The sequence below is a fragment of the Streptomyces pimonensis genome, assembly GCF_041380215.1.
GTDB classification, from domain to species: domain Bacteria; phylum Actinomycetota; class Actinomycetes; order Streptomycetales; family Streptomycetaceae; genus Streptomyces; species Streptomyces pimonensis.
On the sequence record NZ_JAHWZY010000070.1, the window covers coordinates 1 to 12,386 of the forward strand.

The window sequence follows — 12,386 nt, forward strand, 5'->3', positions numbered from 1 at the left end:
CGAGGATCCCGGCGCAGCTACACGAGGAGATCACCATGGGCACCTGGGACACTGGCCCCTTCGACAACGACACGGCCGCGGACTTCGCCAACGCTCTCGACGACGCCAGGCCCGAAGAGCGCGAGGCACTGATCCGTGGCGTCCTCACGCGCACCGTTGACGCCATCGGCTGACTCACCGAAGGAGAAGAAGCGGTGGCCGCCGCCGCACTGATTGCGGCCCAATGGCGGCGCCTCAATCGACACACCCTACGGCCCTGAGAAACCCATGCCCGCATTCTCCAACGATCTTCGGACGCTCGCGGACGAGGCCCTCGCCCGCGTCATCAGCGACGAGGCCGGACCGGCCTCGAACTGGGTCCACCCGGCAGACTGGAAGCAGTGGCAAGCCAACCTCAACCGCCTCCGCATAGTCCTTGCCCCGCCTCCGCCGTCCATCTCGCTGTTCGATGTCGAACAATGACAGAGCGTCACCCACCACAGAACTTGAGCCAGAACCCGTTCTCGCGAACAAAGCCACATCGGGAACTCCCTGTTCGGCAACCGAACCTCGACGTCCCTCTGGCCAAGAGAACGCAGGTCGTTGAAGCGGTCCGACAGACCCTTCACCTCTGAACGTCTCTCAACCGGAGAGAACAGTCCCGATTCTGGCGATGTCGCCGACCACACCACGCTCATCCAGCCACTCCTCCCCACACAGGTCATCGCCTACGATCCAAGGCCACGCTCCCACGCTCCACCACGACACGACTACTGGACCGGGCGCATGATCGTGTTACGAGCTCTTATCCATGCAGGAAACTGCCTGAGCGGCCAGCTGGACGATAACCATGTTACGAGTGGCCACCGTCCAGCTAATTCGAAAGATTCAAGACTGCAGCTACTGCGGCAGTTTCACCAGAGCCGCCTCATCTGAGGGTCAAAGCAGTTGAGCCCGAGACGGTGAGCCTCTTCCGCTATCAGAGGAGACACCCTCTCGGCACTTTCCCATCCGAGCCCGATGTACAGATACGGACCACTTGCACCGGCGCGAACCGGGGTCGAAGCCCAGGGCGTGTCGTCACCCGCATCAACATCTGGCCAGCGGTCAGTCAGAACGGAGATTAGATCAACGATCTCCGCCGCTACTGGGGAGAATTCGCCATCCTCAAGGTACTCGTCATATAGCCGCTTATGACATTTCTCGGCTTCACGATCAGATGACGGCGCATCTCCAACCCAGATCGCCAAGTCGTAGCTCATGAAATCTTCCCTTCAGAAAGCTCTGACCATTTCGCTACCACGCCTTCGCACCTCCGTAAAGGATTATACCGACGTCCGCTTGCGGCAGTAGGTCACCACTCTTGAGCCCCCACGCACTCATGGCGTCTGTCCGCAAGATAACGCCACCTTCCGTGGATAGTTGACCGTACACGGCCTTTTGTTGCGGAGTAAGACTGGCCGTTGGGCCATTCTTCACCTCGAAGTATGAGGGCGCGCCCAGGCCATCCCCCTTCCGAGTCGCCACGATATCAACATAAGAGGTGACGCCATGCTTTGACTCGAGCTGAACATGCGTACCCATGATCACATAGCCGCGATCGATCAACTCTTGGCGGGCCCGCGCTTCACCCAATTTACCTTTGGAAGTGCTGTATCCTCGACCCTTACCCTTTGGCTTTAGGCCCCCTGCCTTGCCTGCCCCAAATACCGCAGCCAGTGCCCCCGGCACCAAGTAGGCGTCACCAGCAGTGTCGACTCCTTGCTCGGCTGCCCACTCGTCGTAAGATTCGCCGTAGTCACAACCGAGGTTGTCTACACCACCACCTGAACGGCAGTCGCTATCCCAGAGCGCCCCCAAGTAGTCGACCGCATACGCGGCGTTTCGCGCGAGACCGACAACTGCATCCGTGACTGGATCCGGGCCCTCATTAAAATTCCCTATGCAGTGGCCATAAGCACAGAAAAGTGACTCTCCGGTATCGTAATTAACCATCGACTGGCCATTTACTACCACCCCTTCCAAGCCGCAGTTGCTGTTGCAAGGGTGCTTGACCGTGGGTGGTCCAACGACGGCTTCATTGGGGCGCCCGTTTCCCTTCGAGCCATCGGGGCGTGTCGGGCAGCCTTCCGATGCACCGCCGGCTCCGCCGCATGCGAGGCCCATGCCGGTGGGGTCGGAGTGGGTCACGGGGTTCTGGGCGGCGTAGCTGTAGCCGTTGAAGGTCTGGTGCTTGTCGAGCTCCAGGAGCGGGTCGACGCTGAGGAACTGGCCGAGGGCGGGGTCGTATTCACGGGCGCCGATGTGGGTGAGGCCGGTGTCGGTGTCGGAGCTCTTGCCGAGGAAGCCCTTGTCGTCGGGCCAGGGGCCGTGGAGGGGGGCGCCCCTGTCTTCGCCGAAGGGGCTCAGGTAGCGCTTGGTCAGGGCCTGGGTGTCGGCGGTGATGGCGGTGGTGCTGGTGCCGTGCCGGTCACCGGCCAGGTAGCTGATCTTCTCCGTGCCGGACTCGTTGCTGCGCAGGGCGATAACGGACCCGGCATAGGTGTAATAGCGGTTGGCCCACTTCTTGCCCGCCTTGAGATGGACCTCTGTGGCCCCGAGGTAGAGGACGGTCTCTCCGTCGCTCGCGGTGTTGCGCCGGATGAGGAGGCTGCCGTCCGGGCCGTAGATGTAGTCCGTGGCGCGTGCGGCGCCGCCCGGGTCCTCGGTCAGGCGGGAGAGTTTGCCCTCGTCGTTCCAGTCGAGTTTCTGCGTCGTGCTGCCGTCCGGGCGTTTGGTGGTGTTGCTGGCCGCGTCGTAGTCGTATGTCGCGGTGGCGCCGGTGCAGGTGCCGGTGGTGATGGTGGCGAGCAGGGTGTGGGGCTGGGTGGCGCCTTGCTTGTAGCAGGAGGTGGTGGTCGTCGAGCTGCTGCCGTGGGTGGTTTCGGTGACCCGCTGGCCTGCGGTGTTGTAGGTGTAGCTGGTCCAGTAGGGGGCGGCGCCGCCGAGGTTGGTGGTGGTGCGGTGGTCGGGTGCGCAGTCGGCGTCGGCGGGTGTCCATGCCTCGGTGAGGCGCTGGTAGCCGTCGTAGGCGAAGCACTGGGTGTCGGCTTTGCCGGTGCCGGCGAGGGTGGTGGTGTCGGAGATCTTGGTGACGTTGCCGGCGTCGTCGTAGCTGTAGTGCAGGTTCAGTGCGTCGTAGGCGTGGGAGGTGGCGTGGACCTGGGTCTGGGTGAGGCGGTGGGTGCCGTCCTCGTAGCCGTTGGTGATGTCGATCTTGTTGGTGCCGGTCGCTTCGGAGACGCCGAGCTTGAGGGTGGAGACCTGGGCCAGGTCGGTGTAGGTGGTGCCCAGGACGATGCCCTTGCTGCCGCCGGTGAGGGTGGTGGGCAGGCCGCGGTCGGAGTAGTTGTAGCTGATGGTCTCGGAGGACAGGCCGCCGGCCGCGGGCTCGGTGGTCTGCTCCAGGGTGCCGTCGATCTTGTAGTGGGCAGTGAAGCTCAGCGTGTTGGAGGCGAGGGCGCCGGAGGTCACCAGCGGGTCGTCGGCCGGGAGGGTGATGCTGGAGCCGGTGACGTGGTAGCGGCTGTCGTAGGCCGTGACGCTCTGTGTGTACGCCTTGCCGGTGGTTCCGCCCGTGTAGCGGGTGGCGGTGGCGGGCTGGCCCTTGCCGGAGGTGACGGTGTCGTAGGTGAGGTGGGTGAGTTTGTTGGCGTCCGTCTTCTGCGCGGCGAGCACCGTGGGATCGGTCAGGTCCGCGCCTGTGGCGGCCTTCCAGGTGTCGGTGATCCTGCCGAGCACGTCGTAGGCGGAGATCACCGCCTGTCCGGTGGATCCCTTGGTCCAGGACACCTGGTCGAGGGTCGTGTAGCCGGTGGTCGTGGTGCCCTTGTCCGGGTCGCTCGTCGCGATCTGACGGCCGTAGAGGTCGTAGGTGTACGACCAGACCGTGCTGTCGGGGCCGGTGATCGTTTTCTGTTTGCCGTCGGGGGTGTAGGTGAAGCGGGTGCGGGTGTAGTCCGCGCCGACGGAACCGCCGTACTCGCTGTCCGCCGGCGAGGTGCCGGCGTACTGGCGGGTCTCGGTGGTGCGGCCGAGGGCGTCGGTGATGACGCGGGCGGCCGAGCCGCCGTCGACTGCGGTGGTCGCGGTGGAGTCACCGGTATAGGTGGTCGTGGTCTGCCACTTCTGCACCCCGCCGACCAGGAACGCGCTCGTCACCGGGCGCCCGGCTGCGTCGTACCCGGTCTTGGTCAGGCTCGGTGTTTCCCCGTACTCGGCCTGCGTGTACGTGCCCGACGGCTCGGCCGTGTCGAAAATGTCGGCGTAAGCCTCGTAGGCCAGTCCGCGGCTGTCGTAGCGGGTGTCGGTCAGGATTCTCCCGCTCGTCGCACCCGGTGACTGCGTCTGCAGCGGGCGCAGCAGCGAGTCGAAGATCGTGTAGCCGGTGGAGTAGGTTTTGCCGTCCGCCTTCAGAGTCCCGGTGGAGGTCCAGGAGGGGGCGGTGCTGGAGACGGAGTAGTCGAACACGTAGCTGGCGCTCTGCCCGCCTGTGCGGATGCGGTTGGGCAGCCACACCGCTGTGGTGCGGCCCAGCGCGTCATACGTCGTTTCCGTGGTCCGGTTGTTCGGGTCGAACACCTTCGTCGGCTGGCCGCGTCCCGGATCGAGGTAGGTGTAGGTGCTGTACTGCTTGGGGTTCTTGATCTGGATGCGGGTGACCGGGCCGGTGTCCGTGGGCGTGTACGTGGTCCTGGTCGTGTTGTTGCCCGCGTCCGTCGCGGTCAGCATCCGGCCCAGTGTGTCGAAGGTGGCCTTGCCGACGGTCTGCCAGGCGGACGGACTGCGCTCGCCTCCGGACACCCCGGCCGGGTAGGCCGAGGCACGGCCGGTCCAGCTCACCTCGCCCCTGGTCGGCGTCTGTGACGCGGTCCATGCCGTGGCGGTCGAACTGTCGTAGACGGTCGCGATGTCGGAGATGACATCCCCGGCCGAAGCGACATTGGACGGCAGGGAGAGGTCTGCCTCGCCGACCGAGCACGCCCGGCCCACCGTCCTGGCTCGGGAGGTGAGGGAGTTGATGCCGAGGTTGTCGTTGCGGGCGTACCAGGTGCGGGTGCAGGTCTCGTCGCCCGGCTTGGCCGTGTCGCCGGTGTTGTCGGTCCTCACGGCCATGCCGTAGCCGTCGTACGTGGTGCTGCTGGATACCGAACGCCAGGACCGCGAAGCGGTCAGGTAGGTGTGCGTGGTTGTCTTGCCGGTGCGCACGTAGTACGCCTCGGTGTCGGCGTACGACTTGTGCTGCGTGGCCGTCTTCTTCGACCACGGATTGTTGACGGTGACCGTGACCGGAGTGGTGCCGTTGTAGGTGATCTGTTCGCGCAGGAAACCGGAGTAGGGTTCGCTGTCCTTCTGATCGGGCACGTCCAGGCCGTCGAAGCCGATGCCGGGCACGGTGGCGGTGCGGCGGGTGTCGGGGGCGAGGGTGCCGTCCGCGTTCAAAAGGCGGTCGCCGTCCATGCCCTGCAGGTACACCGACGTCACCTTCGACAGGTTCGAGCCCGTTCCCTGGGTGACGGTGACGGTGCGGTAGCCGCGCCAGAGGGACCAGGTGCGCTCGTCGGCCGGGGTGAACGGCGAGTCGTTGTAGTGCCAGGCCGGGCCGGAGTAGGCGTACTGGCTTTCCATGGTCGCGCCGTGTCCGGTGGGGTCGCTGGTGACCACAGCCGTGACCCGGTACTTGTGGAACCAGTCGATCGAGGCTTCCTCGGCCCCGTTGATGTGCCAGTACTGCGGATAGCAGGACTTGCTGTTGTCGTCCTCGGCCGTCGGCATGCTGCCGCCCCGGACGCATTCCTGCCCGGAGAGGGTCACGTCGGTGATGGCACCGGTCTCCGAGATGACTTTGCGGATGCGCGGCTTGGTCAGGGGCAGGATGTCGTCGCGATCGCCGTCGACCCGGTTGGGCCGCATGTCGTAGGCGAAGGTCACCGGGTTCAGACTGATCGCGGTGCCGTTCTTCCCGGTGTGCTTGACGCTCTTGAGCGTCAGGGTCTGGTCGGTGGTGTCACCGATGTCGCCGCCGTCCAGGTACTCCTGGGTGAGATTCCAGGTGTCCACCGGAGAGAAGCTGCTGCTGCCGGCCGACCACACGAACGTGTCGATCCGGGTCAGCCGCTTCCGGGAGAAGAACGACGGGCTGATGGCGTCACAGTCCTCGCCGGACGCACAGATGAAGTCGAAGGGCACGTCCGGCCAGTTCGGGGCCGTGGAATCCTTCAGCTCCGAGCAGTCGGAGGCGGTGCAGCGCTCCGCATACGAGAACTCGACCTTGCCCGCGGTCACCCCCGTGAACAGGGAACCGGCGCGCTGTCCGTAGAGAATCTTGGTGAGGTAGCCACCCCGGGTGTAGGAGGCGGTGGCTGTGCTCGCGCCGTTCTTGGCGTAGGAGTTGGACTCCTTGGTGTACCAGTACGACATCGCGTTGTCGTGCAGGTCCTCGACGTAGTCGAGGTTCCACCGCCACGCCTGTGTCACCGCGCGGTCTGCGAACGCGCTGCCCTGGCTGTAACCGGGTTCGCCGGAGTCGTCGCCGAACACCGGGGCGGTCCAGACGGAGTTGGTGCGCTGGCCGTCGGCGCCGGTCAGCTTGTTGAGGCCGAACACGTAACGGGTGCCGTCCCCGGTGGTGACCGTCCAGTGCTCGCCGTTGTTGTCGCCGTTGTCGGCGCCGGTCGACAGGGTCACCGTGGAGGCGTCGTCGTTCTTCAGCCGCCATGTGCCCGTGGTGTCGTCCTTGACGAGTTCGGACGCCTTGCCGTTCAGGACCAGGCTGGCGTTGTCGATCTTCCAGCACAGGTCGGACTTGTCTGTCTGCCCGTCCTCGTCACACGGCCCGTAGGTCCGCTCGATGTACGAGTTCGCGGACAGTTCGAAGCCCTCACCGACCTGGGTGGACTGATTGTTCGTCGACGCCGTCTTGCCGTCCACCGAACCCGAGTCGTACCCGAGGGACAGTGAAGGGGCCGGGCCCGGGGCCGGGGGAGCTGTCATCGGGTACGACCAGGTGAACGCGCCCGACGACCCGCCCGCCTCCCACGTGGCCGACGGCGACAACTGGGTGGCCGCGTAAGTGCCCGACCCGGAGGCCGACTCACCCGACGTGGTGGCCGCCAGGGCCAGCACCGTGGGAGCGGAGGCCGACAGGGCGAGGGTGCCGGTGACGGACTGCTCCGAGACGTCGTTGGCCGACGCCACCTTCGCGGTGGTACGGCACTGCGCCTTCTCAGGTGTCGTCAGGGCACAGTCCGGAAGCCGGAGCAGCCCCAGCCTGCCCGACCAGCCGCCACCGTACGCCGAGGCGAACTCGCCGTATCCCACGCGGATGTCCGCGACGCCGGCCTGCGAAGCCTTCGCCGACAGCACGACGCCCTTGATCCCCAGGCGCTCCGCAGCCCGGTGGCCCAGGACGCGCACCTGCGCTTCTCCCGCAGCCGACGCCTTCGCGGACTTCGCCGCTTCCGCGGACTTCGGAGCGCTGACTGCGACCGGCAGCCCGCCCACGGGCGCGGCCGAGGTCTTTCCGGCGGCAGCCACGTTCAGGCGGCCCTCACCCCCCTGCGGCCAGACTGCCTTCTGCTGGCTCTTCGCGGTCTTGGCCTGGGCCTCGTTCTTTTTCCGAGCGGCAGCGGCCCTGTCCCTCTCCGCCTTGGCACCGAGGCCGGTCACCGCCTCGGTCCTGCTGACCTTCCGCTCCCACAACGGCTTCAGCTCGTGCGATGCCTCGGCCGCCTGAACCGCAGGGGTCAGCCCGCCCGCGGTCACCGCCACGGTCACCGCCAGAACCAGCCCCAGCCGGCCCCGCTCATGCCAACGCCGCCGGCGCGGCACCCGTCTTTTGAACACCGACAACCCCCATCAGGGTCATGAAGCAACCAAGGATGATCAGCAGCCCCCACACGGGTGCCGCGCCGTGCACAGTGGTGCTTGGGTGACTGGTGGCCGGTGCTGCTTGCGTGCGCCGCATCGGCCACCGCGCCGGGTCAGCCGGACACGTCGTCGTTCTCGTCGTCCTGTGCGACGCCGACCAGTGGTCCGACCTGGTTCTCCTCTGCCGCACCCACCCAGATCCTGATGTCGGTGATTCTCCCCGGCAGGTAGTGGCCCCATGTGCTGTTGACGAAGCCCTTGCCGCCGGCCAGTTCGCCCGAGCCGATCACTGCGGTGTACGCGGTGTCCGGTCCGTTCTGCGTGGAGGCGAGGTACAGCCGGATCGTCCCTTCCTGGGCGTCGTACACCCCGGTCAGGCGTACAGCACCGCCGGAGGCCGCCTCCTCGGAGTCGACCGCGGTGAAGGAGCCGTCGCTGTTGAGGCGGCCGAAGCGCCAGAAGCCGACGGGGCGGGTGAGCAGGTCGCCGGTCTCCTCGTCGATGTACTCCTCGGCACCGGTGCGCTGGTACCACAGCCCCCAGGCGGACCCGTCGGTGGTGCGCTGTCCGAGGATCTGGGCCGTGTAGCCGTTCGCCTTGGCGTTCAGGGCCTGTTGATCGAGTTCGACCTCGACGGTCGTGGTGAAGGATTCCCGGTCGTCGATGACCGGTCCTGGTGTGGTGATCGAGTCGTTGACGCCGTCCAGCACGATCGCGTCGTCGGTGACCGCGGCCCCGCCGTTCATCTGCAGCGCACGGCCGTAGCCGCTGACGGTATCCGTGAGGGCGGCCGTGCCGGTGCTGCCCTGCGGTTGCCAGGCCGCCACGAGTTCCACCGCCCGTGCGCTCTCGTCCGCGTTCAGCAGCTTGGCCGCCTTGGCGACCTCGGCGTCCGGCAAAGCGGTCTGGTACGTGGCGACCTCGTCGACACGGCCCTTCCAGTAGTTGTTGTACGTGCCGCTGGTGGTGCCCGCGCGGCCGACCTGGAAGTTGCCGTCCACCACGGCCGGCCGACCTGCCTCCGGTACCGGCACGGGATCACCCTGGCGCTTCCCGTTCACGAAGAGGCTGAGGGTGTGGGCCTCACCGTCGTAGACACCGGCCAGATGCGTCCAGGTCTTCAGGGTGATGCCCGGTGTCGCGTCCGCGTTCGCGCCGATGTGCTTGCGTGTGCCGTTCTCGTACCAGTGCATCAGGAACACCCAGCGGCCGACGCCCGGCGAGTAGTACAGCGAGAGCCCCTTGTTGTCGCTCCCGGTCTGGGACAGCACCGTTCGAAACGCCGTGTCGTCCGTCGGATAGGCCCAGGCCGACACCGTGAACGAGGACTGCGTATTCACCACCGGACCCGCAGAGTCCGCATAGCCGGTCTGCTGTGCGCTGTTCGTCGTGTCGTTCAGCCACAGCGACCGTCCGCCCTCACCGGTGCGGGAGAACGTCGACCAGCCCGCGCCGTTTCGCAGGGTGAGGTGGTGCCGGCTGCCGGGGGCCGTCCCCGTATCGGCCGCGAGCGTCGCCGCCGACCCGGGCGCGGAGTCGTCGAAGTGCCACAGTCCCGAGGGGCCCTCGCCTTCGGCGACGTTGAAGCGGACCGCGGTGGTCTCTCCCGACTGGCCGCTGCCCACGTTGTCCACCGCCCGCACGTACAGGACCTGCACGCCCGAGAGGGCGGGGTTGACCGAGCGGGTGAGTGTGCCCGTCGCCGCCGCCTTCGTCCAGGCTCTGTCGGTGGCGAGCTTGTACTCGAACGCGACGATGTTGGAGTCGGCGGAGTTCTTGGTGAAGGTGAACCGGCCGGCGATGCCGGGGCCGCCCGTCGCCTCACCGCAGCCGTCCCCGTCCTCGGGACACACCGCGTACACCGCGCCGGCGGGGGCGGTGACCGTCGGTGCCTTCGGGCGGGTCGAGTCGATCGTGAAGTAGCACCAGCCCTTCGTCGTCACCGTGCTGTGGCTCTGGATGGCGCTGGCACCGTCGTTGTAGTAGGAGCGTGTGAACACCGCCATGCGGTAGGAGGTGTTCTGCGCCAGCGTGACCGGGGAATCCACGGTCACCGTGGCGTTGTCCCCCACGTAGCCGCTCGACGGCCGGATCGGCTCGGTCGCCACCGCCGTCCACCCGTCGGCCGTCTTGCGCTGCACGTAGAACCGGGCCCGCAGGCGTGCCCCGCCCTCACCGCCCGAAGCCGCCTGCACCCTGGCGCCGAACTTCGGTGTCGGATCGGAGATCCACGCCGGATCCGACGCGTTCGTCTCGCACGAGGACGCCACCGTCGGACTGGTCGGCACCGCCGGCAGCCCCACGTAGTCAACGGCCAGGACCGCGTCGTTGCGGAACCGCTTCCACGCCGCGGTGTCCGTCTCGTCCTTGGCCTTGAGCATCAAGGTCAGGCGCGAGAACTTGCCGTCGGCGAAACTCTTCACCGTCGGCGTGAGATTCTCGTAAGCCTCCTTCGGATCGTCATTGAATTCGATCGGGGCCGCCGGAGTATCCGGGTCGCACGACGAGCCACGGCCCGCCGAAACATTACGGTCGCCCACCAGATCCAGGTGCGTGGGACGTGAGGCCCACGTCGTGGACGAGGAGATGTTGTTGGTCCGGTACAGCTGCACCCATCTCGGATCACACTGGAACGCCCACGGCTCGGTCACCCGGAACGTGGCGTCCAGTATCCTCTTGCCCTTGAGACTCGCCGGCGAGAACTCGAAGTACAGACGCTGCATGTAGCCCGGCCCGCAGTAGTAGACGCTCCAGGTACCGCACTTGCCGACGCCCTTGCCCCGGTTGTCGTCGCCGTTGCCCCAGCCGTACGACTCATAGCCGTCCGACCGCAGCAGGGTCCGCTCCGCCTCCCCCCACGTCACGGTGGGATCGATGTAGAGCGGGAAGTGCCGTGCCTCGGTGTCCGCCAGCAGCCCCGGATCGGGCGTGACCGTGAGAGAGTCCGCGTCCACCGCGATGTCCATCGGCTTCACCGTGTCGCCGGCCATCGGCTCGGCACCAGGCCCGCCGTCACCGGCTCCCTCACCGGGCTCCACGGAGGCGCCGGCCGCCCGCAGGGACGACTCCGCCACCGACGGTGCGGCGCCGGAGCCCGCCGAGTCCCACATCTGCGCCCGCGGCGCGCGGAACACCCAGTTGCCGTCGGCATCGACAGCGTTGTAGCCGCCACTGTTGTTCTCCACGACGCTCAGCTGCGCCGTGTTCAGCGAGTACTCGATCCGCTCCAGCTCGGGCAGCGCGGCGGCCTCCGGCGTCTTGACGACCAGGACGTGCCGGAAACCCTCGGTCGAGGCCGTGACCTTCAGATCCACGTCCCGCAGGACATCGCGGTACACTGCGCTCGTCCCGTCCAGCTCCGGTTCCGGCAGCGCGCCGAGCCAGCCCAGGGCGAGAGACTGGCCGTCCTCCTCGATCCGCACCAGCGGATCCGTGTCCCCGCCACCGGAGAACTCCATGCTCACGGCGGCGGCTTGGGGAACCACCGTCCCGTCCACCCGGCGCACCAGCGTCGCGTCCGGCGCCTGCCAGCCTCCGTCGGACGTCGCCACCCGCACCGGAACGGCCGACTGCTCCAACGTGAACGTCTCACCGTCGGGGTTGGCATACACGGTCGTGTCCTCCGACCGCTCCCCCACCACCTCGACCCGCTCACCCGTGTCAGCGGCCTTCACCAACGCCTCTGCGGCTTCCGGCTGCCCGGCAGAAGCCGTGGACACCACGAACCGGCTGGCCGCCTGCGCTACCCCCGGCAGAGGACCCAGCAGCAACGCGCCGGCGGTCACCACCGCCAACCCGCCACGCGACAAACCGCGTCCTCGGAAACGCACACGCACCGAGCCCCACCCCTCACGCCACGACCAGCGACAACCCATGACCATCCACAAAGCCACCACACAGAACACCAAGATCCCGCACACGACAAGGATCTCGTGAAGAGAATGAGTCACGGTCAGAGAAACCCCATTTGCTGGCCACTGGGCGGGAATCACAGCAATAGAGCGACCAGCCATAAGGTGAAGTAGAGCGAAATCACAGGCAAATGATAGGCGTCCACTGGGAATTCGAGGAGACCTTGCACCCCCTTCTACCACCCACCCGCATTACAAGGAATCCCTTCAATCTACTGAAGGGCAAGGCGACTTGAACAAATTTCGGACGCTGGCAACAAGTCCAGAGGGTGCCACCGCAACAGCCCGGCAGCACCCGTCAGGCGCCGAGGACACTAGCCCCGGAAAATCACGGACAGCGTGACCGAATCAGGCCGTCGGACACCGTCGTGTGATGCCGGGACCAACACTGGCCCCGCCTTGCACAACGGTGCCGAGCACGGCAAAGCCACAGAAACATGACGTTTGTCTGTCGCATTACTGCCGTATCAAGGCCGCTGATCAGGATGTGCACGGAGCGACATCAATCCGGCGAGTGGTGACATTCCCAGCGTCACCCTGTTGCGCTCGTCCGGCCCTCAGCCGTCTCTACCGGCCATGCTCGTGGGC

At 66.6% G+C, this 12,386-nt stretch carries 5 protein-coding genes; 2 read left to right on the forward strand and 3 right to left on the reverse strand.

Annotated features, from left to right (window positions below; all coding sequences use genetic code 11):
* Positions 1–35: 35 nt before the first annotated feature.
* Together KYY02_RS32855 and KYY02_RS32860 are read left to right on the forward strand one after the other, a co-directional pair.
* Positions 36–173: a DUF4259 domain-containing protein gene (locus tag KYY02_RS32855; RefSeq protein WP_371244581.1), complete on the forward strand. Its 138-nt coding sequence runs from the start codon at positions 36–38 to the stop codon at positions 171–173.
* Positions 174–267: 94 nt separating this feature from the next.
* Entirely contained in the window at positions 268–462 is a 195-nt protein-coding gene (locus tag KYY02_RS32860; protein ID WP_371244573.1) for a hypothetical protein, read from the forward strand.
* Between the two features lie 431 nt (positions 463–893).
* On the opposite strand, the gene KYY02_RS32865 is transcribed toward KYY02_RS32860, so the two are convergent.
* The 3 genes from KYY02_RS32865 to KYY02_RS32875 form a co-directional block, all read right to left on the reverse strand.
* Positions 894–1,241: a hypothetical protein gene (locus tag KYY02_RS32865; RefSeq protein WP_371244575.1), complete on the reverse strand. Its 348-nt coding sequence runs from the start codon at positions 1,239–1,241 to the stop codon at positions 894–896.
* Positions 1,242–1,275: 34 nt separating this feature from the next.
* Positions 1,276–7,794: an RHS repeat domain-containing protein gene (locus KYY02_RS32870; protein WP_371244577.1), complete on the reverse strand. Its 6,519-nt coding sequence runs from the start codon at positions 7,792–7,794 to the stop codon at positions 1,276–1,278.
* A gap of 206 nt (positions 7,795–8,000) precedes the next feature.
* Positions 8,001–11,498 carry a LamG-like jellyroll fold domain-containing protein gene (locus tag KYY02_RS32875; protein ID WP_371244579.1) on the reverse strand — a complete coding sequence of 1,166 codons (3,498 nt, stop codon included), beginning with the start codon at positions 11,496–11,498 and terminating at the stop codon, positions 8,001–8,003.
* Between the last annotated feature and the right edge of the window lie 888 nt (positions 11,499–12,386).